This window comes from Jannaschia faecimaris (genome assembly GCF_900107415.1).
GTDB classification, from domain to species: Bacteria; Pseudomonadota; Alphaproteobacteria; order Rhodobacterales; family Rhodobacteraceae; genus Jannaschia; species Jannaschia faecimaris.
The window spans coordinates 203,218-222,908 of the sequence record NZ_FNPX01000003.1; the positions used below are offsets into that span (position 1 = coordinate 203,218).

Here is a 19,691-nt window from a genome sequence, read left to right on the forward strand (position 1 = left end):
CAACGGAACGGGACAACACTATGCGACAAATTCGGGCGGCAGTCTGCCGCGACTTCACGGCACCACTGATGATCGAAACTGTGGAATTGCCCGACCCTGGACCGGGTGCGGTGGCAGTGGATATCGAGGCCTGCGCCATTTGCCATTCCGATATCACCTTCATCGATGGTGGATGGGGCGGCGCGCTGCCTGCGGTCTACGGCCACGAGGCCGTGGGTCGCATTTCGGCACTTGGGCCGGAAGTGCGGAGCTATGCGGTGGGCGACCGTGTCCTTGTGACGTTGATTCGGTCCTGTGGCAGTTGTTCGACCTGCGCCGGTGGCCGTCCAACCCAATGCGCCGACCCGGGCAACCATCCCGGCCTGTCGGACGGCACGGTGACGGCAGCGATGAATTGCGGGGCCTTCGCCGAGGCAGTGGTCGTCGACGCCAGCCAGCTTGCACCGATCCCCGACTCGATTCCGGCAGAAGCGGCCTGCATCCTGTCCTGCGGCGTGGTCACGGGATTGGGCGCGGTTGTGAACACGGCGCAGGTGCGACCCGGCGATTGGGTTGTGGTGATCGGGACCGGCGGCGTGGGCCTGAACGCGGTGCAGGCGGCGCGGCTGTCCGGGGCGGCCCGCGTCGTTGCGGTGGACCTCACGGATGAGAAGCTGGCCGCGGCGCGGGAATTTGGCGCGACCGATGGCATTTTGGCGGGCACCGACGGGCACCCGGCAATGCAGGCCCTGGGTCGCCTGGCCGACCATGTCTTTATCACCGTTGGTGCCGGTCCTGTCATCGACGGCGCGCTGGACTGGCTCGCCCCGCACGGCACCGCCTATCTTGTGGGGATGCCGCATTCGGGCACAGTCGGACATTTCGATCCGGTTGCGGCCAGCTACTACGGTCATGGTTTGCGCGGTACCCGTATGGGCGACGTGGTGTTGCGGCGGGACATGCCCTGGCTTCTGGACCTGCACGCGCAGGGGCGGCTCAAGCTCGAGGAACTGGTCTCGGGTACATTCCCTCTGGACCGGATCAACGATGCAATCGCCGCGACACGCGCGGGGCAAGGGCGTCGCAACGTCGTGGTCATGGCATGAAGCTGGCGCATCTTGAGATTTTCGTTGTCGCCCCGCCGGCTCCCGGCTGGGGCGGGCGCTACTGGATCATCCCCAAGCTGACGACGGCCTGCGGGATTACTGGATATGGTGAATGCTACGCCAGTGCGGTCGGCCCGGACGCGATGCGCGCGGTGATAAGGGACGTCTTTGCGCGCCACATGGAGGGCACCGACCCCGAGAACATCGAGCTGATGGCCCGTCGCGTCTGGGGCTCCGGCTTTACCGGGCGGCCCGATCCGACCGTATGGGGGGCGTTTGCGGGGCTCGAGATCGCTTGTTGGGATATTCTTGGCAAGGCGCGGGACCGGCCCGTCTGGGCGTTGATGGGCGGTCGGCTGAACGAGCGGGTGAGGGCCTATACCTATCTCTTTCCCTACGAGGGCATGGGCGATGCATTCTGGACCTCGCCCGAATTGCAGGCACAGGTCGCCGCCGACCGCGTGGCCGAAGGGTGGACGGCTGTCAAGTTCGACCCGGCGGGGCCCTATACGATCTTTGGCGGGCATCAGCCGGCGGGCCGCGACATCACACTGTCGGTCGAGATGTGCCGGGCGATCCGGGCCGCCGTGGGCGACCGGGCCGACCTGCTGTTCGGCACCCACGGGCAATTCACCGCCGCCGGGGCAATCCGGCTGGGCCGGGCCATCGCCGAATTCGATCCACTGTGGTTCGAAGAACCGGTGCCGCCGGATACGCCCGAAGCCATGGCCGAAGTCGCGTGCGCGGTGCCGATCCCGGTGTCCGGGGGCGAGCGGCTGTGCGGTCTGTCGGAATTCGCGACATTGTTGCGTTTGGGTGGAGCCGCGATCGTGCAACCAGCCCTCGGGCGGCTGGGTGGACTGCTGGCGGGTCGCAAGTTGGCGGCGCTGGCGCAGGGGTTCGGGGTCCAGGTTGCACCACATCTTTACTGCGGCCCGGTGGAATTCGCCGCGAATGTGGCGCTGGGGGCGACGATCCCGAACCTGCTGATGGTGGAAGCGATCGAATCACCGTTCCACCATGCGCTGGCCGGGGCACCGCGGGTGGAAGTTGGCTACGTCACGCCGTCGGAAGAACCAGGGCTGGGGATCACCTTTGACGAGGATCTGGCCCGCGCGCACCCTTACACGAGCGACGCGCTTCATCTTCAAATGCAGGATGCGCCTTGCGACTATGTTCGCGGCAATGCCTTCACCGGCGGCGCGGCCGACACGGTGCATCAGGGGGCGACCGGACAAAGGGAGACGGGCTGAGAGCCGCGACGAAAGGTCTGCGACGTACTTGAGGCAGGTGCTCGACGGCGTGATCTACTGGGAGATGCCTTTCGCTCAGTGGCCTGTCCTTTTGATCTCGGTGGTGGTCCTCAGGGGTGCACAATTCGTTGCGACCACGATCTATGGCTCGCGCACGCTTCGGTCCGGCTCAGCTATCTTGTGGGCTGACGCGTTTGGTGGTGTTGGTTCGAAACTTGCATCGCGCGATTTGCCGACGGTCCCGAAATTCAAGAGTGACGACGATATGCTGTCGCTTGTCCTGCAGGCTGGGCCGAAAATTCGAGAGGTCTGAACCGGGTCTCGACTGTAAACGCGGGGCACCGGGGTCGAAGGGCCTGTTGCCCTGTCGCCTGACTATGACAGCTACTGAATGAGGTGCCTGATCCGAAAAAGCCGCTTGCCGCGGTTCGTCGCTATCGGGCGGCCGTAGGTAGATGACGCCGCCCTGATGCCCGACACTGGCGTTGGTCCCGGATGGATTGTAACGGGCAATATCACGTTCCGATGGGGACTGTCACCGACATGGTCAAAGCGTTCGACGAGATGCATGGATGATCGTTCTGCTTGTATGGGCTCTGTTGCCATTTTGGACACACCGCCCCATGCATTCATGACCTGTGCAGTTTGCGACCCACCCGTTTCGCGCATCTCTTGGAAATCGAAATGCGCCACGCGGGTGTCACTTGTCGTTGCGGCGTTCGTCGAAGCTCATTTCGATAAAGCCGGGGACATGGTCGCCCAGGCCGACCACGCGTGGGCCGCGGTCTTCGTTGCGTCCTCGTCCCCCGCGGGAGCGGCCGGAGTTGCGCGTATCGCCGTTGCGGTCGCTCCGATCATTGTCAGCGGGCGCGGGACGCGGCGCCTCAGGGCGTGATGCTTCGGTGCGCGGGGCCTCGGTCTTGGCTGCTTGCGGAGCGGGCGCAGGCGCGGCGGCTACCTCAGCAGGCTTTTCTTCGCTGGCCTTCTTGCTGCGCGACCGCGTGCGGGAGGAGGCACGCTTCGGTGCCGCCTCTTCTTCCTCGGCCTCGTTGCGGGCCGGGCGGTCGCCGGGGGGTGTCCAAGGGTTTTCACCCCGTGGGATCTGAGTCTTCACGAGGCTTTCGATGGCATCCAGATATTTCTGATCCGACGGTACCGAGATCGTATAGGCGGTGCCCAGCTTGCCGGCCCGACCCGTCCGACCGATGCGGTGAACGTAATCCTCTGCGTGGCTGGGAACGTCGAAATTGAAAACGTGGCTGACATTCGGAATATCGAGACCGCGCGCGGCCACATCCGAAGCGACGAGGAACTTGATGCTGCCATCGCGGAATCCGTCGAGGGTGCGCGTCCGGTGCGACTGCTCTAGGTCGCCGTGAATCGGCTCGGCGTTGTAGCCGCTCTTCTTGAGTGACTTCGCGACGATATCCACATCGACTTTCCGGTTACAGAAGATGATGGCGTTGCGCAGCGGATTGTCGGCCTGCGCCGCATCACGGTCGATGATTGCGCGCAGGATCTCGCGCTTGTCCTTCGCGGTCATAGAGCGGTTTTTCGGCGTGTGTTCGACCAACACCTGCGTGATCGTCTCGGACGTGGAGTTTTGGCGTTCGACCTCGATCTTCACGGGGTTCGAAAGGAACTTGTTGGTAATCCGCTCGATTTCCGGTGCCATCGTGGCCGAGAAGAACAGAGTCTGGCGCGTGAACGGTGTCATTTCGAAGATGCGTTCGATGTCGGGGATGAACCCCATGTCGAGCATTCGGTCCGCTTCATCGACGACCATGATTTCCACCCCGGTAAGCAGCAGCTTGCCGCGCTCATGATGGTCAATCAGGCGGCCGGGCGTCGCGATCAGGACGTCGACGCCCCGATCGATCAAACGATCCTGCTCCTTGAAGGACACGCCGCCGATCAGCAGGGCCTTCTTGAGGCGGCTGCCCTTGGCGTAATTGTCGAAGTTCTCGGCCACCTGCGCGGCAAGTTCACGCGTCGGGGCGAGGACGAGAGAGCGCGGCATCCGTGCACGGGCGCGTCCCTTGCCCAGCAGCGTGATCATCGGCAGCGTGAAGCTTGCGGTTTTTCCGGTGCCTGTCTGTGCGATTCCCAGAACGTCGCGACCTTGAAGGGCGGGCGGAATGGCACCTTCCTGAATCGGTGTGGGTGTCGTGTAGCCTGTGGCCTCGATGGCCTTAAGAACCTTGGGGTCCAGGTTCAAATCGGAAAAGCTGGTCATGTGCGTCCTGGTTGGAGCCGGGCCGGATGCCCGCTGCTCTGGGGGTGGCGGGACGCCGCTTGATCTTGCGCCCCAGTCTAAACATCGTGCGGATCATGCTGATCCCGCGTCGCTGCGATAGCAAAGGGGGCCACCGCGGTCAACTTGGCCCGTTTGCGACTTATTTTGGAACGCAAGACCTTTCGGCTGTGTTCCCTTCACGACACCACAACACAACCAAGGAGGGTACGATGCCCAACAACCACGGAACGGCACATTGGCAAGGTGGACTGAAGGACGGAAAAGGCACCGTCTCAATGGAGTCCGGGGCGCTTAAGGATCAACCCTACGGCTTTAACACCCGGTTCGAGGATGCGCCGGGGACCAACCCCGAGGAAATGGTCGCTGCCGCACATGCATCTTGCTTCTCCATGGCACTGTCGATGGTGCTGGGCGAGGAGGGAATGACCGCAGATGCGATCGATACCAAGGCGACCGTAACGCTCGATCAAGTTAATGGCGGCTTTGCCGTCACCAAGTCGCATCTCGACGTCACGATCTCGGTGCCCGGTGCAGACAAGGAAGCCGTGATGCAGGCGGCTGAGGGTGCAAAGGCGAACTGCCCGATTTCCAAGTTGCTGACGGCAGAGATCACAATGGACGCGAAGGTCGTCTGACATCTGCCGGATGGCCGGAGGTCTCATGCGTCAATCCTGATTGGATAGGCTGACTACCGCGCGATCAAGCTTGGGTGGCGGCGGGGGCAATAGCCTGCCGCCAATACCGCTTGCATCACCGGACAAGTCAGCGCCCAAACCCGCCCGTTCGGTACCGGGACGGCCACACCGTAGCCGTCGGGCGAGTACCGATAGGCGTGGCCAGACCATTTCAGGAAATCCTGTCCCTCGTGCCGGAACAACGTGCCGTCTGGCAGGGCTTCGCCCATCGCGTCGTGGGTCCGAAGGAGCCGCGCGCCGGGTCTGGCGCGGGACGTGTGAAGGCTTCGGTCGACCGCCTTTGGGTCGGGCCAGGTACCCAAGGCGCGCATCCACGCGGCGCTGAACAATTTGTAATCCGCTCGTCTGCATTGTCCGCATGGCCGATGACCTGCGGCCATTGCGACCGCCTCATCCAAGAAGAAGAGGGCGGTCCAACGCCCTGACGGCATAATCGGACGCCAGCGCCCGCGGTAGGAAAGTTCACAACAAACCCAAGCCCGGTGTCTCCACCGCGCGGCTCCGATTCCGTTGCCGTCGTGGAGGACGCCGCGATTGCCGGTAAGGGTGCCTCGTGCCGGGGTCGCCAGAAATGTACCGTCCGGCTGCACCCGGTTCGGGTACGTCATTGCCCGTCTGTCGCCGCGATCAGCATGGTGAGGCGCGGGTCGGACGCGGCCCGCTTTTCGATCATTCTGGACGTTGCCGCGTCCCGTTCACCTAAGTCTGCCAGCACGTCGGACAAAACTTCAGCCCCGTCCAGCCGCGCGCCCTCAGCCAAGGCATCCAGTGCGAGATCGGGATCGTCGGAAATCAGCCGATCCATTACCGCGCCGGTCCAGGCGTCCGGCGTTTCCGCATCGGCGTCAGGCGTACCAAGGTACCCGATCAGCCGGGCCGCGAACCGGTCGAGCGGCAGGTCGCCGGGCGGCAAGGAATTAGTATCCGCAGGCAGCCCGAGGGCTTCGGCAACGATTCTGCGCGGAATTGTCATCGGGGTCGACCTTGGCAAAGCTCGGTTTCGGCGAGACCCGCTTGGGTGTTCGCGGAATGGTCAGAGGTGTATATCAACTCGCTCTCCAATGTGTTCGCCTCGGTCAATTCCCGGTGCATGCCGCAAATTGACGGCACAGATAATCATGCCGCAAGCCCATTCTACAAGGCGACCTGACACAGCGTTGGATTTGTTTGCTCCGTTAATCGAAGAAGTTTCTCGGTACGAATTGCGATCAGTTTGAAACCTTGGCCCGTCGGATCCGTGTCTTCTGATGTTAAACAGCTCAACTAGGAGAAAACTATGTTTCGTATCATCATGACCGCGACTGCCGTCAGCGCCGTTGCCGCGACCGGTGCCTTTGCCAAGGGCCACGACCAAGGTCGAAACGAAGGCCAGCCCGAAATCAGTACCGGCCAAACCGTCGGTGCCGCGCAGACTTTGGGGGGCAGCCAAGGAAATCGGCCCGCCGACAGGGGACCGACCAAGTCGCAGGGATCGGCAAACGCCGGGAATTGACGGTCTCCTGAGCGACCTTGTGACTTTGCCCGTCGGTGCGATCCGGCGGGCGCATTTCATGGCTGGCTAAAGGCCACTGGTGACAAACGGCTGCGCGGAGGCACCTCCCGCAGACACCGCCACTGCAACAAGCGTTTCGTTTACACCATCATTTCCTTGGTCGCGGACAAGGTGACATCCGGATGGTCGCGCTCGATTCGGTCGATGTCCCATTGAAGCCGGGTCAGGAAGACAGGGTCGCCGTCGTTGTCGTGGGCGATATGCTGTGTGTTCTTCTTGATGACCTCATCGACCGCATCCTTGGGGCCGCTGATCCAGCGGGCTGATTGGAACTGCGAGTTGTCGAAGCGCACGGGCAGGCCGTATTCAAGCTCGATCCGGCTGGCCAGAACCTCGAATTGCAGCGCACCGACGACGCCAACGATGAAGCCCGAGCCGATGGCTGGCTTGAAAACCTTGGCCGCCCCTTCCTCGGCAAATTGCATCAACGCCTTCTCTAGGTGCTTGGCCTTCATCGGGTCGCCCGCGCGCACGCCCTGCAGAAGTTCGGGCGCAAAGCTGGGGATGCCGGTGAAGCGCAGGGCCTCTCCCTCGGTCAGGGCGTCGCCGATGCGCAGCTGGCCATGGTTCGGGATGCCGATGATGTCACCGGCCCAGGCCTCTTCGGCCAATTCGCGGTCGGCGGCGAGGAATAGCACGGGGTTTGAAATCGCCATGGGTTTCTTGGTGCGCACATGGGTCATTTTCATACCGCGCTGGAAGTGCCCGGACGCCAGCCGTACAAAAGCCACGCGGTCGCGGTGCTTGGGATCCATATTGGCCTGCACCTTGAAGACAAAGCCGGTCACGGCCTTTTCGTCCGCCCCCACCTGACGTGGCTTGGCGCGCTGGGGTTGTGGTTCGGGGCCGTATTCGGCGATCCCGGCCATCAGCTCTTGAACGCCGAAGCTATTGATTGCGCTGCCGAACCAGATCGGTGTCAGTGAGCCTTCGAGGAATGCGGCGTGATCCATCGCGGGCATCAGCTCCCGCGCCATCTCCAATTCCTCGCGCAGCTTCTCCAGCAGGTTGGCGGGGACATGCTCGGCCAGCTTGGGATCGTCGAGGCCAGAAATTTTGATCGTTTCTGCAACCTTGTTGCGATCGGCTCGATCCATCAGTTCCAGCCGATCATGGAGCAGATCGTAACAGCCGATGAATTCGCGACCCACCCCGATGGGCCATGACGCGGGCGTCACGTCGATGGCGAGGTTTTCCTGAATCTCGTCGATGATCTCGAAGGTGTCGCGGCTTTCGCGGTCCATCTTGTTGCAGAAGGTCAGGATCGGCAGGTCGCGCATGCGACAGACCTCGAAGAGCTTTTGCGTCTGGCTCTCGACGCCCTTCGCCCCGTCGATCACCATGACCGCCGCATCCACGGCCGTCAGTGTGCGATAGGTGTCTTCGGAAAAGTCGCTGTGACCGGGCGTGTCGACAAGGTTGAAGCGGAAATCCCGCTCCTTGGTGTGAAAATCGAACGACATGGCAGAGGCGCTGACCGAGATGCCCCGGTCCTGTTCCATCTTCATGAAATCCGAGCGCGTGCGCCGCGCTTCGCCCTTGGCGCGCACCTGGCCCGCCATTTGGATCGCGCCACCGTAGAGCAGGAACTTCTCGGTCAGGGTGGTTTTCCCGGCGTCCGGGTGACTGATGATCGCGAATGTTCTGCGTCGCCCGATCTCGGGCGGCAGGGGGGCGCGGTTGGTCTGGGGGCTGTCTGACATGGACGCGGATATAGGCGCGGCGACGGTCCGCCGCAATCAAGCAAGCGGTGTTAACGACTTCTCGGCATTTGGCCCTTCCGATCTGGGGCAAGGTGCCGGAGGATCGTCATGAGCGCAGTTCGCGATTCCACGGGCCTATCGGTCGCGCAGCGGCCCCGTTTCGACCGGGCCCAGCCATCAGAGGGACGTGCTGGCCCGCCCCTACCACGTGGCGTCATGAACGGTACCGTCGATCTGGCCTTCGTCTGTTCGGCCAAAAGTTTGCCCAGGCTGGGCACCCAGGCCGGCACGTTGGACCACAGACCGGACCACGGTATCGCGGCCAGGGGACTTGCACATGTGCGATGCCCGTCGGTTTGCCGCGATGTCGCATAGCGTTTCCAGGCGCTTGTTGCCGCGCCAGTCGGGCAGCAGCAATGTCTTCGGCTCGAGGCTCTGGACGACGGCACCATCGTCGGCGCGCGGCCTGGCGTCGGTGCCTTCAGGGCCAACAGTCGAGGGCACATAGAACTTCGCCCCAGAACTCCACCGCGCGTAATGCGGTGTAAGATGTATCGCTACCGTGTCGAGGGAAGCCGTGTCAGGAGCGCGGCAGAAAGCGACAGCGTCGTGATATCCGTAATTGCATTCGGATGGCCTCTGAAACCGTAACCTTGCTAGGGCTGCGATTGGACCCACAAGCCGTTTAAGAAGGTCAATGCGCGGGTTCGACAACCGGGTCGATCAAGGTGCGCCCGCCGTCGACGGTCAGAACCTGTCCCGTCATGAAGCCTGACGCTTCGGAGGCCAGGAACTGGACGGTTTCCGCAAGTTCCGACGGCGCAGCGATGCGGCCCATAGGCGTCGCTTCGACGATGGCCTTGCGCAGGCCTTCCGTCTCTCCGAGCCGGGTCGTGAGGTTTGCTGACATGACCGAGCCAACCGCGACCCCGTTTACGCGAATCCGCTCCCGCGCCAGATTGACGGCAAGGCTGCGGGTGGCCTGATCCAGCGCGGCGGCGCTGATCGAATAGGCCAGCAGATCCGGCTGGGTCCGTCGCCCGACGATGGAGCTGATGTTGACAATCGTGCCGACTGTCCCTTCGACCCGCCCGTCCTCCTTGGCCTGATGGATCATGCGCTTGGCGACAGCCTGGCTCAGTCGCAGCGCGGTCATCAGGTTCTGTTCCAGAAGAATGGAGACGCTGTTGTCTTCCGGGTCCAAGGGGTCCGTCACCATGATCTGACGCGAGGCGTTCACCAGTATATCGACCCGCTCATAGGCGTCGATGGTTGCCGACAGCAGGTTTGCAATCGTCAGTCGTTCACGCAGGTCGCCCGCAAAATAATGCAGTCGCGCGCCATCCTCTACCTGTGCGTCGCCAACTTCGGCGGTCAGGCGTTCCTCGTCGCGGTCGGCGAACATGACGTTCGCGCCCTGCTCAACGAAATGCCGGGCAATGGCCAGTCCGACGCCATTCGCGGCCCCGGTGACGATGGCCGTCTTGCCTTCGATGGAATTGGTCATTTGCGTCCCCGCTGGCGCTTGGGTTTCTTCGCTTCGATCACCTTGAATCCGCCCTGATCGGTCAGGACGCGGACTTCGGCAAACGTGGCGTTCAGCGTTTCCTCATAGGGCAGATGCCGGTTCGCTACCATCAGCAGTCGTCCCTGCGGCGTCAGAATGCGCGCGGCAGCGGTGATAAAGGCCCGCCCCAGCGACGGGTCGGCCTTGCGCGCGGTGTGGAATGGCGGGTTCGAGACGACAACGTCGAAGGCCCCTCCAGTCCAGCGCGTCGCATCCTCCCAATGGAACGTGGCGCGCGCATCGTCGATGTTGGCCCGCGCGCAATCGAGTGCATCATGCTCGGCCTCGATTAGGGAGCAGGACGTGACGTCCGGTTGTGCGAGAACGGCGCGGGACAGGTAGCCCCAGCCAGCCCCGAGATCGCAGACCCGGCCCGACACGCCGGTGAGATGTTCGGCCAGCAGGGCGGAGCCGGCGTCGATCCCGTCGGCGGAAAACACACCGGGTCGCGTGACGAACCCATCCTTGGTCGCGGGCATCGCGGCCCAACCGTGCGGCGCGGTACTGGACGGGAAGGAGAATGTCTTGCCGTGCGCTTTGGAGTAGACTTCGCCCACGTCGAAGAATTTGCGGCAGTGGCGCAGAACGGAGTCGACGCCATCGACCTTCTGTCCGTCGACAACGATCGTCGCGCCTTCGGGAAGCTGCGCACAGGCCAGAGCGATCAGATCGTACGTCAGCGCCTTGGCGCGGGCCACGAACACAACCGCGGCGTCATGGGATCCATTTAGGTCGGGTGAAACGGAGAGCCCGCGCGCGGCAAGGGCATCGTGGTCGGGTTTGAAACCCTGCACAGCGACCGGATCGCCCGGCAACCCTTCCAGGTGGAGGTCGGACGGCGGGCGCAAAAGCAGGATGCGACCCTCAGGCAAGGAGACAGCTTCGACCGCAAGGGCCAGGGACAGGCGTTCGTTCATGTAGGGCGGCGGAGGGTCAGTCCTCCTTCTCCATCGTGCATTGCAGCGGATGCTGATGGCGGCGGGCAAAATCCATGACTTGCGCGACCTTGGTTTCCGCAATCTCGTGGCTGAAGACGCCGACCACGGCCAAACCCTTTTTGTGGACGGTCAGCATTATCTCGACCGCCTGAGAATGATTGATCCCGAAAAACTTCTCCAAAACGATCACCACGAATTCCATCGGTGTGTAGTCGTCGTTCAGCAGCAGCACCTTGTAGAGTGGCGGCTTCGCGGTTTTCGGAGTGGTCTTGGTGACAACGGTTGTGTCGCCATCACCGTCGTCCGGGGTGTCGCTCATCATGAAAGGCTCAGGACGCATGTCGCTCACATCAGGGTCTGGGGGTGACGGGATAGATGGCACAATATAGGCAAAGGGCTGCAAAGGAAAAGGGGGTGCGATTGTGACGATCACGACGATTGGGTTCGATGCGGACGACACACTTTGGCATAACGAGGTCTTCTTTAAGGGAACGCAGGCGAAATTCGCGGCCCTTCTGGCCGATTACGCAGACCCCGATCACCTGATGGACCGTCTTCTGGAGGCCGAGCGGCGGAACCTCGGGCATTACGGATTCGGGATCAAGGGGTTCACCCTCTCGATGATCGAGACCGCGATCGAGGTGACAGAGGGGCGCGTTCCCGCCTCCGTTCTGTCGCAGATCCTCGCAGACGGTCGCAAGATGTTGCGCCACCCCGTCGATTTGATGACGGGGGTGGAGGCCTGCGTCCGAGCGCTGGCGGTTGACCACAGGCTCGTGCTGATTACGAAAGGCGACCTGCTGGACCAAGAGCGTAAATTGGCCGAGAGCGGGTTAGGCGACCTGTTCGACGGCATCGAGATCGTGTCGGACAAAGTCCCGGAAACCTACAGTCGCGCATTCGACGCTCACGGCGACGGCGCTGCCCAAGCGCTCATGGTCGGGAATTCGATGAAATCCGATGTTGTCCCGGCGATCGAGGCCGGGGCCTGGGGCGTCTTCTGTCCGTCGGAGCATGAATGGGAATTGGAGTGGGCGGAGGAGCCCGTGACCGCACCGCGTTATCGCCGGATCAAAACACTTGCCGAACTGCCGCAGCTTATCGCCGGTCTGTAGGGTGGGCAAAAGAATGCCCACCAGACACCTTCATGACAGAACGCCGTCGGCCCCTAGTGTCATCTTGCCACCCAGATAGGGGGCCAGCACGTCAGGCAAGATGACCGAGCCGTCTGCCCGTTGTCCGTTTTCGAGCACCGCGATCAGGCAGCGACCCACGGCGAGGCCCGAGCCATTGAGCGTGTGAACGAACTCCGGCTTGCCCCCCGCGGCGGGTTTGAACCGTGCATTCATGCGCCGCGCCTGAAAGTCGCCGGTCGTCGAGCAGCTTGAAATTTCGCGGTAGGTGTCCTGGCCGGGCAGCCAGACTTCTATGTCGTGCGTCCGTCGCGCGCCGAATCCCATATCGCCGGTGCACAGCACCACCGTGCGATACGGCAGGCCGAGTTTTTCCAGGATACCTTGGGCGCAATTGGTCATGCGATCCAATTCTGCCCGGCTGTGGTCGGGGTGGGTGATCGACACCATCTCAACCTTCTCGAACTGGTGCTGACGCAACATGCCCGACGTGTCGCGGCCGGCCGAACCGGCCTCCGAGCGGAAGCAGAGCGTATGCGCCACCATCCGGCGGGGCAGGGCGGCTTCGTCCAGAATGTCGCCCGCGATGGAATAGGTCAGCGTGACTTCGGATGTCGGGATCAGCCAGTACCCCTCGCGCGTCAGAAAACTGTCATCGCCGAACTTGGGCAGCTTGTCGGTGCCCAGCATCGCGTCGTCGCGCACCAGAACGGGCGTCATGTGCTCGACAAGGCCGTTTTCCTCGGTGTGGGTGTCGAGCATGAATTGCGCCAGCGCCCGGTGGATGCGAGCGACGGCCCCGCGCAGCAGCACGAACCGCGCACCTGACAGTTTCGCGGCTGTCTCGAAATCCATCCCGGGTTTCACGCCCGTGATCTCGAAATGCTCCACCGGGGTGAAGTCGAGCGCGCGGGGCGTGCCCCAGCGGGTCACCTCGACGTTGTCGTCTTCATCCGCCCCGTCGGGCACGTCGGCGTCCGGTAAGTTCGGGATTTCCAGCAACGATTGCCGGAGTCGTTCTTCGATATTCCGCCTAGCTTCTTCTAGCTCTGCGATCTTCTCTTTGTTCTTTGCGATTGTCGCGCGAAGCCTTTCGAAGCCCTCGTCGTCTCCGGCTGCCTTTGCGGCTCCGACCTGCTTAGAAGCCGCATTTCGCTGAGCGAGCGCGCCTTCCGCGAGTTGGATATGCGCGCGCCTCTGTTCGTCGAGAATGAGAAGGTGCGCCGATATCGGCTCCAACCCCCGCCGGGCCAGCGCGGCGTCGAATGCTTCGGGGTTTTCGCGGATCTGTCGGATATCGTGCATGGGGGGCTCGCTCGTGTCGGGGCTCGTGTCCTGGGGGCCACATGCCACAGGCCAGCGATCCGTGCCAGAGGTTGCGCCGCGCGCTTGCGCCCCCCAGATGGCGCTTATAGGTTGCCGCGACTTCAAAAGGGGTGTGCGTCGACACCCCGTGACAACCAAGGGATCTCTGATGTTTGTAACCCCCGCCTACGCCCAGTCCGCCGGAGGTGTCGCCGGCACGTTCGGCAGCTTCGTTCCCCTGATTGCGATCTTTGCGATCATGTACTTCCTCCTGATCCGTCCTCAGCAGAAAAAAATGAAGGAACACAAGGCATTGATCGCAGGTCTGCGCCGCGGTGACCAAGTCGTGACGCAGGGCGGGGTCATCGGAAAGGTCGTCAAGATCAAGGACGACGCCGAGGTCGAGGTCGAGATCGCCGAAGGCGTGAAAGTCCGTGTTGTACGCGCCACGATCACCCAGGTTCTCAGCAAGACCGATCCGGCCGCCTGACATGCTCGAAATTGCGCTCTGGAAACGGCTGTCGATTCTGATCGTCTGCCTTGCTGGTTTGGCGATGGCCTTGCCCAACGTCTTCTATACCCGTGCCGAGCGCCATAACGACGCCGTCACCGCGATTGAACGCGGCGCGGTGATGACCGACGAGATGCAGGCCGGGCTGGAGCAATGGCCCGACGTCCTGCCGTCGTCGGTGATCAACCTGGGGCTGGACCTGCGCGGCGGTGCGCACCTGTTGGCCGAAGTCCAGCTGGAGGATGTTTATGCCTCCCGCATCGACAGCTACTGGCCCGAGGTGCGCGACACCCTGCGCAATTTGCGCGATCAGCTGGGGGGCATCCGGCGCGTGGGCGACGGCCCCGTGGACGAATTGCGCGTGCGCGTTTCCAACGCCGACGGGCTTCAGGCCGCGGTGGACGCCGTGCGCGGTCTGGCGCAGCCTATCGTCTCGTTGTCCGGTGTGGGTCAGACCGACATTGACGTGTCGGGCGCGGGTGACATCGTGACGCTGCGCTTGTCGGATGCCGAACGGGCCGCCACCGATGACCGGACGATGGCGCAATCACTTGAAATCATTCGCCGTCGCGTGGACGAGGCTGGAACGCGGGAACCGACTATTCAGCGGCAGGGCAATGACCGCATCCTGATCCAGGTGCCGGGCATCGGCTCGGCGCAGGAACTTAAGGAGCTAATCGGAACCACGGCGAAACTGACCTTCCATCCGGTGATCCGCCAGACGACAGACGGAACCGAGCGCGTCGGGGGCGAAGAACTTCTGGCCCCGTCGCTGGATGATCCGGGCATCTATTACATTTTGGAGCGAACCCCCGTCGTCACCGGCGACGACCTGACCGACAGCCAGCCCGCTTTCGATCAGCGCGGGCAGCCTGCTGTGACATTCCGCTTCAACCCTGCCGGCGCGCGCGCCTTCGGTGTTTATACCGCAGAAAATGTCGGCGCGCTTTTCGCGGTCGTGCTGGACAACGAAGTCGTGACCGCGCCCCGCATCAACGAGCCGATCCCCGGCGGATCGGGCCAGATCACCGGCAACTTTTCTGTTGAGGAAGCAAACCGTCAGGCCATTCTGCTGCGCGCGGGTGCCTTGCCGGCCGGTATGGAATTCTTGGAAGAACGCACCGTCGGCCCCGAATTGGGGCAGGACAGCATCGACGCTGGCAAGATCGCGTCGCTGGTGGCGATGGCAGCCGTCGTCGTCTTCATGATCCTGAGCTATGGCCTGTTCGGAGCCTTCGCCACGATCGCGCTAGGCATTAACGTGGCACTCATCTTCGGGGTGCTTTCGCTTATCGGGGGGACGCTGACACTTCCCGGAATCGCGGGGATCGTGCTGACCATCGGCATGGCGGTCGACGCCAACGTGCTGGTATTCGAGCGCATCCGGGAGGAGCTCAAGACGGCCCGCGGTCCCGCACGTGCCATTGCCCTGGGCTATGAGCGCGCGCTCTCCGCCATCGTGGACGCGAACATCACCACCTTTATCGTCGCCGTGATCCTGTTCACGCTGGGCTCCGGCCCGGTGCGGGGCTTCGCCGTGACCCTCGGAATCGGAATTCTGACATCTGTCTTCACTGCGATCTTCGTGACGCGCCTGTTGATCGTGTTCTGGTTTGAACGCCGCCGCCCCAAGCAGATCGAGGTCTGACATGCGCCTGAAACTCGTCCCGCTGGAGACCAACTGGGATTTCATGAAGTACCGGAAGTTCACCTTCGGTGCCTCTGTCGTCGCAATGATCGCGTCGCTCATCATCTGGCTCACTGTCGGCCTGAACTTTGGCATCGACTTCCTTGGCGGCACGACCATCCGCACGGAATCGACGCAGGCTGTGGACGTCGGCACCTACCGTGACGCCCTGACGCCGCTTGGCCTGGGCGACGTCGCGATCACCGAGGTCTTTGACCCCACCTTCGCAGCCGATCAGAACGTGGCCCTGGTCCGCATCCAGGCGCAAGACGGTGCTGAAGCGGTGACGCCTGAAACAATCGCGGCGGTTGAGGCAGCGTTGCAAGCCGTCGATCCGTCGATCACCTTCCCATCGGTTGAGTCCGTAGGGCCCAAGGTCTCGGGCGAGTTGATAACCACCGCCCTCTTGGCCGTGGCCACATCTTTGGTGGCGATCCTGTTCTACATCTGGCTGAGGTTTGAGTGGCAGTTCTCGGTCGGCGCGGTCGCCGCCCTTTTTCACGACGTTATCCTGACGATCGGCGTGTTCAGCCTGCTCCAGATCCGCTTTGATCTGGCGACGATCGCGGCGCTGCTGACGATCATCGGATACTCAATCAACGATACCGTCGTGATCTTCGACCGGCTTCGCGAAAATCTGATCAAGTTCAAGAAAACGCCCTTGATCGATGTGATGAACCGGTCGGTGAACGAGACCCTGTCGCGGACGTTGATGACGTCGGGCACGACCTTGCTTGCTCTCGTGGCGCTCATCGTACTGGGCGGAGATGTAATCAGGGGTTTCGTGTTCGCGATTCTCTGGGGCGTTGTCGTGGGGACCTATTCATCGGTCTACGTGGCCAAGAACGTTGTGCTGATGCTGGGCATCAACCGCGACCCAAAGAAGCCGTCTGACGCGGGCACCCAATTCGCGAACATCGACGCCTGACGGGCAATTGACCGCGTTCGGCCTCTCCGCTGGCGACCTGTGCTGGTTGGCTGGCGTTGCGGCTCTGGCAGGATTGGTCCGCGGATTTTCCGGGTTCGGCACCGCCCTGATCTATGTGCCGCTGGCGTCACTGTCGCTTCCGCCGCTTTGGGTGCTTGTGACCCTAACCGTCATGGATTTGATCGGGCCGCTTCCGAACATCCCGCGCGCTTTTCGTGATGGGCGGCCCCGACAAGTCGCAGTCTTGGCGGGCACCGCCGCGTTGACCCTTCTGCCGGGGTTATGGTTGCTCGATCGTATGCCAGCGGAAGTATTTCGCTGGTTGGTCGCCGGCCTCTGCCTTGTGACTGTGATCCTGATGGCATCGGGTTGGCGCTGGTCCGGGCGGATGACTCCCGTTGTAACGGTCGCAGCAGGCGGTCTGTCGGGGTTTCTCGGTGGGGTGTCCGGTCTCGCCGGGCCGCCGGTAATTCTCATCTACATGTCCGCTCCGCTTCCAGCCAAGGTGATCAGGGCGAACCTGATGATGTTTCTGGTCGCATGGGACGGGATATTCGGAACCGTCCTCTTCGCTTCGGGACGCTTATCGTTGGAGCCGGTTCTTCTAGGGGGCACTTTGGTCCCGCTCTACCTGCTCGCGAATTGGTTGGGTGCGCGGGTTTTCGGGGCTGGCAATGGCAATGATCGCGCCTATCGCGTTGTTGCTTATGTTTTGATCGTTGGGGCTGCGCTCCTCGCGCTGCCAATATGATGATGACCTGTCCTCGCAAACGGGTAGCATGCATGAACTAGGCTTGTTTAGGTCGTGGTCGTCTCTTGAACTTCGAAGGCACTTTCACGGACTGCGCTCGCCAAACGCTCGTTTGGTGGGCGTCGTGGGTGCCGCTCCCACACAGGTGCCACTCATGCTCTTCCCGGAACCATCCTGCATCGCCAAGCAATTCCGACGGGAGTCTCGGATGAGGTTCAAAATTCGGACGTGGCGGCGGTCAGGCAAAAACTCCATAGACCAGCGCAGGTAGGGCGGCTGCGGAACCGTCATGGAAATAAGCATGCAGATGGCTCGCTTCCGACCGCATCTGTCGCAGGCAATCATTTCTTCCTCATTGTATGCGAGATACGTGCATCTTGTGGCGGCCATAACAGGCGTATCGCTAAGCCGGGCGTTCCTTATCGTCGGCTTCTTTTTTCGGGGTCAAGTTCCCCTCAAGCCGAAATCCCTTGGCGGAGCCGCCCAATCAGAAACGGGTCTTGATTTCGATGTTTGCCAGGAACTGCGCGATTTCGCTGGCAAGGCTTTCGACCCCGCCTGATACGACCGACAGGACCGACATGCCAATGCCCACCAACGCAGCCGTTAGCACGACCCAATCGACGGTGACGGCACCGCTTTCGGACGCGAGGAAATGACGCAGGGGCATAAAGCACCTCAGTAAAACAAAGTTGAATATGGCAAAAATAGTGCGGAAATGTGGTTAAAATCCGACCTTGATCCCGCGGCACCGTTGCGGCACGGGCTACGAAACCGGAGAATGCGGATAATCGACCACGATAGGAAGGATCAATTGATGAATCTTACAGAAATGGACTTTGACGGTGTCCGCCCGTTTGACGGCTACGGACCGGGCTTTTTTCGAATTGGAGGAGACGTCGTCGAAGGACCGGTCGTCCTTCATTCGGCTGGCTGGGCAAGCTGGGGGGGCTACTCCGATGCGGTTGCGCTCACCCGCTTAGCGTCAGAAATCGACGTCATTTTCATTGGGACCGGGACTGAAATCGAACACGTCCCCAGTGATCTGCAAGCCGGTGTCGAAGCGGCTGGTCTGGGACTTGAGGTAATGAACACGCCGGCGGCCTGCCGAACATATAATGTTCTCGTCGGGGAGGGGCGGCGTGTCGCGGCGGCGGTCCTGCCGGTCACCTGACCCTATCTGTGGGTGGAAGATTTAGGACGAAAATCCAAGCATCCGCGACACGCGCTCAAGATCGTACGGGTCATATTCCTTGCCCTCGCCACGCGATAATTCGCGGCGGGCGTATGCGGTCGTAATCGCGTTGTCGAAGTCTTCGAAAAATTTTACGGCTACGGGGTCGGTCAATTCGTCTTGCGCCTGACGCGTCGCGTTTCCCCAAGCCGACAGGACGTCCAGATCATTGGTCGAGAGAGACGAGACAGCTGTCATGTAGCGGACATAGGTTTCGCGATCGTGAGCGCGGTAGGCATAGGATGGGCGCGAGTCCCGGTGCTGCGTACCGGCTGCGACTTCACCCGATATAAAGCCAATCTCGGCCGAGAAGGCCGCCATTCCGGCCATCGCCATTGCGGCAGCCGCGCCAGTCAATACGACAAAATCTAAAGAGATAGCGCCGCGCTCTTCTTGGGCGAAAACACGAAAGGTTTTGATCGTCGTCGGCGCTGCAAACATCGGGTTCTTCTCCTGTCGAATTTATTCCTTTGTCACGTTGGATTGAGGCTTGAAAGTGATGGTGCAAGTATCATTTTCTGGCGTGATCAGGGCAATCGTAGACAAGTTTAGGAATGCTTGCCTGATTTCACGGACTGCACGAAAGGGGCTTCATTTGTCATGAAACCCCTTGTTTCAAAATGGGAATTTTCTGAGGTGCTACCAGTGCCCAGTATTCGCCATCGACGCCCAAGGTTCCTTGGGTGCCTTTTTGTCGCCTGCTTGCAGCAATTCGACCGAAATGTTGTCGGGGCTGCGCACAAAGGCCATGTGCCCGTCGCGCGGGGGGCGGTTGATGATAACCCCGTTGTCCATCAGCATCTGGCAGGTCTCGTAGATGTCATCCACGGTATAGGCCAGGTGGCCAAAATGCCGACTGTCGTCGGGAAGGGCGTCGTCGCCGTCCCAGTTATAGGTCAACTCCACATCCGCGTGGCCATCGGCCTGATCCGGCGGGCACATGAAGACCAGCGTGAAGCGCCCCCCCTCATTCTCGGATCTCCGCCGCTCGACCAATCCCAGCATCTTGTAAAAGGCCATCGATTTTTCGAGGTCCTTCACGCGGACCATCGTATGAAGATAGGTGATGGGCATCTGTTTCTCCTGGTTTGT

Annotated in this window: 23 protein-coding genes; 12 read left to right on the forward strand and 11 right to left on the reverse strand. The window is 61.9% G+C overall.

Features of this window, described 5'->3' with window-relative positions:
- Nucleotides 1–20: 20 nt before the first annotated feature.
- From BLV27_RS05455 to BLV27_RS05465, 3 genes are read left to right on the forward strand one after another with little or no spacing between them, the layout of a single operon-like run.
- Nucleotides 21–1,085: an alcohol dehydrogenase catalytic domain-containing protein gene (locus BLV27_RS05455; RefSeq protein WP_092643602.1), complete on the forward strand. Its 1,065-nt coding sequence runs from the start codon at nt 21–23 to the stop codon at nt 1,083–1,085.
- Entirely contained in the window at nt 1,082–2,338 is a 1,257-nt protein-coding gene (locus tag BLV27_RS05460; protein ID WP_092643605.1) for a mandelate racemase/muconate lactonizing enzyme family protein, read from the forward strand. Before BLV27_RS05455 ends, BLV27_RS05460 begins: the two co-directional genes overlap by 4 nt.
- A gap of 49 nt (nt 2,339–2,387) precedes the next feature.
- Nucleotides 2,388–2,651 carry a hypothetical protein gene (locus tag BLV27_RS05465; protein ID WP_139176556.1) on the forward strand — a complete coding sequence of 88 codons (264 nt, stop codon included), beginning with the start codon at nt 2,388–2,390 and terminating at the stop codon, nt 2,649–2,651.
- A gap of 387 nt (nt 2,652–3,038) precedes the next feature.
- Here the strand turns inward: BLV27_RS05465 and BLV27_RS05470 are convergent, their stop codons facing one another.
- Nucleotides 3,039–4,574 (reverse strand): DEAD/DEAH box helicase, encoded by a 1,536-nt coding sequence (locus tag BLV27_RS05470; RefSeq protein ID WP_092643612.1) that lies wholly within the window; start codon nt 4,572–4,574, stop codon nt 3,039–3,041.
- A gap of 230 nt (nt 4,575–4,804) precedes the next feature.
- Here BLV27_RS05470 and BLV27_RS05475 point away from each other — a divergent pair, with 230 nt between their 5' ends.
- Nucleotides 4,805–5,230 (forward strand): OsmC family protein, encoded by a 426-nt coding sequence (locus BLV27_RS05475; protein WP_092643615.1) that lies wholly within the window; start codon nt 4,805–4,807, stop codon nt 5,228–5,230.
- A gap of 53 nt (nt 5,231–5,283) precedes the next feature.
- Here BLV27_RS05475 and BLV27_RS19525 read toward each other — a convergent pair whose 3' ends face one another.
- Together BLV27_RS19525 and BLV27_RS05485 are read right to left on the reverse strand one after the other, a co-directional pair.
- Entirely contained in the window at nt 5,284–5,619 is a 336-nt protein-coding gene (locus BLV27_RS19525; protein WP_211605481.1) for a hypothetical protein, read from the reverse strand.
- Nucleotides 5,620–5,894: 275 nt separating this feature from the next.
- Nucleotides 5,895–6,263 (reverse strand): hypothetical protein, encoded by a 369-nt coding sequence (locus BLV27_RS05485; RefSeq protein WP_092643621.1) that lies wholly within the window; start codon nt 6,261–6,263, stop codon nt 5,895–5,897.
- A 303-nt stretch (nt 6,264–6,566) separates the two neighbouring features.
- On the opposite strand from BLV27_RS05485, the gene BLV27_RS05490 reads away from it, so the two are divergent.
- On the forward strand, nt 6,567–6,782 hold the full coding sequence (locus BLV27_RS05490) for a hypothetical protein (RefSeq protein ID WP_092643624.1): 216 nt from the start codon (nt 6,567–6,569) through the stop codon (nt 6,780–6,782).
- Nucleotides 6,783–6,922: 140 nt separating this feature from the next.
- Here BLV27_RS05490 and BLV27_RS05495 read toward each other — a convergent pair whose 3' ends face one another.
- Nucleotides 6,923–8,545, reverse strand: coding sequence for a peptide chain release factor 3 (locus BLV27_RS05495; RefSeq protein WP_092643628.1), 1,623 nt, complete (start codon nt 8,543–8,545; stop codon nt 6,923–6,925).
- A 108-nt stretch (nt 8,546–8,653) separates the two neighbouring features.
- Here BLV27_RS05495 and BLV27_RS19530 point away from each other — a divergent pair, with 108 nt between their 5' ends.
- The gene (locus BLV27_RS19530) at nt 8,654–8,920 is read left to right on the forward strand and encodes a hypothetical protein (RefSeq protein WP_211605482.1); all 267 of its coding nucleotides are present in this window, start codon (nt 8,654–8,656) and stop codon (nt 8,918–8,920) included.
- Nucleotides 8,921–9,239: 319 nt separating this feature from the next.
- Here BLV27_RS19530 and BLV27_RS05505 read toward each other — a convergent pair whose 3' ends face one another.
- The 3 genes from BLV27_RS05505 to clpS are packed head-to-tail and all read right to left on the reverse strand — an operon-like array spanning nt 9,240 to nt 11,390.
- The gene (locus BLV27_RS05505) at nt 9,240–10,052 is read right to left on the reverse strand and encodes an SDR family NAD(P)-dependent oxidoreductase (protein ID WP_092643634.1); all 813 of its coding nucleotides are present in this window, start codon (nt 10,050–10,052) and stop codon (nt 9,240–9,242) included.
- Nucleotides 10,049–11,029, reverse strand: a complete 981-nt coding sequence (locus BLV27_RS05510; protein ID WP_092643637.1) for a class I SAM-dependent methyltransferase — start codon at nt 11,027–11,029, stop codon at nt 10,049–10,051. The genes BLV27_RS05505 and BLV27_RS05510 overlap by 4 nt, the downstream gene beginning before the upstream one ends.
- Nucleotides 11,030–11,045: 16 nt before the next feature.
- Nucleotides 11,046–11,390: an ATP-dependent Clp protease adapter ClpS gene (gene clpS / locus BLV27_RS05515; RefSeq protein WP_092643640.1), complete on the reverse strand. Its 345-nt coding sequence runs from the start codon at nt 11,388–11,390 to the stop codon at nt 11,046–11,048.
- A gap of 79 nt (nt 11,391–11,469) precedes the next feature.
- Here clpS and BLV27_RS05520 point away from each other — a divergent pair, with 79 nt between their 5' ends.
- Nucleotides 11,470–12,165 carry an HAD family hydrolase gene (locus BLV27_RS05520; protein ID WP_092643643.1) on the forward strand — a complete coding sequence of 232 codons (696 nt, stop codon included), beginning with the start codon at nt 11,470–11,472 and terminating at the stop codon, nt 12,163–12,165.
- A 30-nt stretch (nt 12,166–12,195) separates the two neighbouring features.
- On the opposite strand, the gene serS is transcribed toward BLV27_RS05520, so the two are convergent.
- On the reverse strand, nt 12,196–13,488 hold the full coding sequence (serS, locus tag BLV27_RS05525; protein ID WP_092643645.1) for a serine--tRNA ligase: 1,293 nt from the start codon (nt 13,486–13,488) through the stop codon (nt 12,196–12,198).
- Nucleotides 13,489–13,657: 169 nt separating this feature from the next.
- Here serS and yajC point away from each other — a divergent pair, with 169 nt between their 5' ends.
- Genes yajC through BLV27_RS05545 form a run of 4 tightly spaced genes read left to right on the forward strand, consistent with a single transcriptional unit; the run spans nt 13,658 to nt 17,365 of the window.
- Nucleotides 13,658–13,978, forward strand: a complete 321-nt coding sequence (yajC, locus tag BLV27_RS05530) for a preprotein translocase subunit YajC (protein ID WP_092643648.1) — start codon at nt 13,658–13,660, stop codon at nt 13,976–13,978.
- A gap of 1 nt (nt 13,979) precedes the next feature.
- Nucleotides 13,980–15,647: a protein translocase subunit SecD gene (gene secD / locus BLV27_RS05535; protein ID WP_092643650.1), complete on the forward strand. Its 1,668-nt coding sequence runs from the start codon at nt 13,980–13,982 to the stop codon at nt 15,645–15,647.
- A 1-nt stretch (nt 15,648) separates the two neighbouring features.
- Complete coding sequence (gene secF, locus BLV27_RS05540; protein ID WP_092643653.1) at nt 15,649–16,614, forward strand: protein translocase subunit SecF; 966 nt, start codon at nt 15,649–15,651, stop codon at nt 16,612–16,614.
- A 7-nt stretch (nt 16,615–16,621) separates the two neighbouring features.
- The gene (locus tag BLV27_RS05545; RefSeq protein ID WP_170831358.1) at nt 16,622–17,365 is read left to right on the forward strand and encodes a sulfite exporter TauE/SafE family protein; all 744 of its coding nucleotides are present in this window, start codon (nt 16,622–16,624) and stop codon (nt 17,363–17,365) included.
- A gap of 487 nt (nt 17,366–17,852) precedes the next feature.
- On the opposite strand, the gene BLV27_RS05550 is transcribed toward BLV27_RS05545, so the two are convergent.
- Nucleotides 17,853–18,035, reverse strand: coding sequence for a hypothetical protein (locus BLV27_RS05550; protein WP_092643659.1), 183 nt, complete (start codon nt 18,033–18,035; stop codon nt 17,853–17,855).
- 147 nt (nt 18,036–18,182) lie between these two features.
- Between BLV27_RS05550 and BLV27_RS05555 the strand changes: the two genes are divergently transcribed.
- Nucleotides 18,183–18,539, forward strand: a complete 357-nt coding sequence (locus BLV27_RS05555; RefSeq protein WP_092643662.1) for an Mth938-like domain-containing protein — start codon at nt 18,183–18,185, stop codon at nt 18,537–18,539.
- 21 nt (nt 18,540–18,560) lie between these two features.
- Here the strand turns inward: BLV27_RS05555 and BLV27_RS05560 are convergent, their stop codons facing one another.
- Nucleotides 18,561–18,929 carry a hypothetical protein gene (locus BLV27_RS05560; RefSeq protein WP_139176557.1) on the reverse strand — a complete coding sequence of 123 codons (369 nt, stop codon included), beginning with the start codon at nt 18,927–18,929 and terminating at the stop codon, nt 18,561–18,563.
- 309 nt (nt 18,930–19,238) lie between these two features.
- Complete coding sequence (locus BLV27_RS05565; RefSeq protein ID WP_092643668.1) at nt 19,239–19,673, reverse strand: VOC family protein; 435 nt, start codon at nt 19,671–19,673, stop codon at nt 19,239–19,241.
- Nucleotides 19,674–19,691: the final 18 nt, after the last annotated feature.

Coding starts and splice junctions, on each gene's coding strand:
- BLV27_RS05455 (WP_092643602.1), top strand. CDS start 21: ATGCGACAAATTCGGGCGGCAGTCTGCCGCGACTTCACGGCACCACTG.
- BLV27_RS05460 (WP_092643605.1), top strand. CDS start 1,082: ATGAAGCTGGCGCATCTTGAGATTTTCGTTGTCGCCCCGCCGGCTCCC.
- BLV27_RS05470 (WP_092643612.1), bottom strand. CDS start 4,574: ATGACCAGCTTTTCCGATTTGAACCTGGACCCCAAGGTTCTTAAGGCC.
- BLV27_RS05475 (WP_092643615.1), top strand. CDS start 4,805: ATGCCCAACAACCACGGAACGGCACATTGGCAAGGTGGACTGAAGGAC.
- BLV27_RS05485 (WP_092643621.1), bottom strand. CDS start 6,263: ATGACAATTCCGCGCAGAATCGTTGCCGAAGCCCTCGGGCTGCCTGCG.
- BLV27_RS05490 (WP_092643624.1), top strand. CDS start 6,567: ATGTTTCGTATCATCATGACCGCGACTGCCGTCAGCGCCGTTGCCGCG.
- BLV27_RS05495 (WP_092643628.1), bottom strand. CDS start 8,545: ATGTCAGACAGCCCCCAGACCAACCGCGCCCCCCTGCCGCCCGAGATC.
- BLV27_RS19530 (WP_211605482.1), top strand. CDS start 8,654: ATGAGCGCAGTTCGCGATTCCACGGGCCTATCGGTCGCGCAGCGGCCC.
- BLV27_RS05505 (WP_092643634.1), bottom strand. CDS start 10,052: ATGACCAATTCCATCGAAGGCAAGACGGCCATCGTCACCGGGGCCGCG.
- BLV27_RS05510 (WP_092643637.1), bottom strand. CDS start 11,029: ATGAACGAACGCCTGTCCCTGGCCCTTGCGGTCGAAGCTGTCTCCTTG.
- clpS (WP_092643640.1), bottom strand. CDS start 11,390: ATGCGTCCTGAGCCTTTCATGATGAGCGACACCCCGGACGACGGTGAT.
- serS (WP_092643645.1), bottom strand. CDS start 13,488: ATGCACGATATCCGACAGATCCGCGAAAACCCCGAAGCATTCGACGCC.
- yajC (WP_092643648.1), top strand. CDS start 13,658: ATGTTTGTAACCCCCGCCTACGCCCAGTCCGCCGGAGGTGTCGCCGGC.
- secD (WP_092643650.1), top strand. CDS start 13,980: ATGCTCGAAATTGCGCTCTGGAAACGGCTGTCGATTCTGATCGTCTGC.
- secF (WP_092643653.1), top strand. CDS start 15,649: ATGCGCCTGAAACTCGTCCCGCTGGAGACCAACTGGGATTTCATGAAG.
- BLV27_RS05550 (WP_092643659.1), bottom strand. CDS start 18,035: ATGCCCCTGCGTCATTTCCTCGCGTCCGAAAGCGGTGCCGTCACCGTC.
- BLV27_RS05555 (WP_092643662.1), top strand. CDS start 18,183: ATGAATCTTACAGAAATGGACTTTGACGGTGTCCGCCCGTTTGACGGC.
- BLV27_RS05560 (WP_139176557.1), bottom strand. CDS start 18,929: ATGGCCGGAATGGCGGCCTTCTCGGCCGAGATTGGCTTTATATCGGGT.
- BLV27_RS05565 (WP_092643668.1), bottom strand. CDS start 19,673: ATGCCCATCACCTATCTTCATACGATGGTCCGCGTGAAGGACCTCGAA.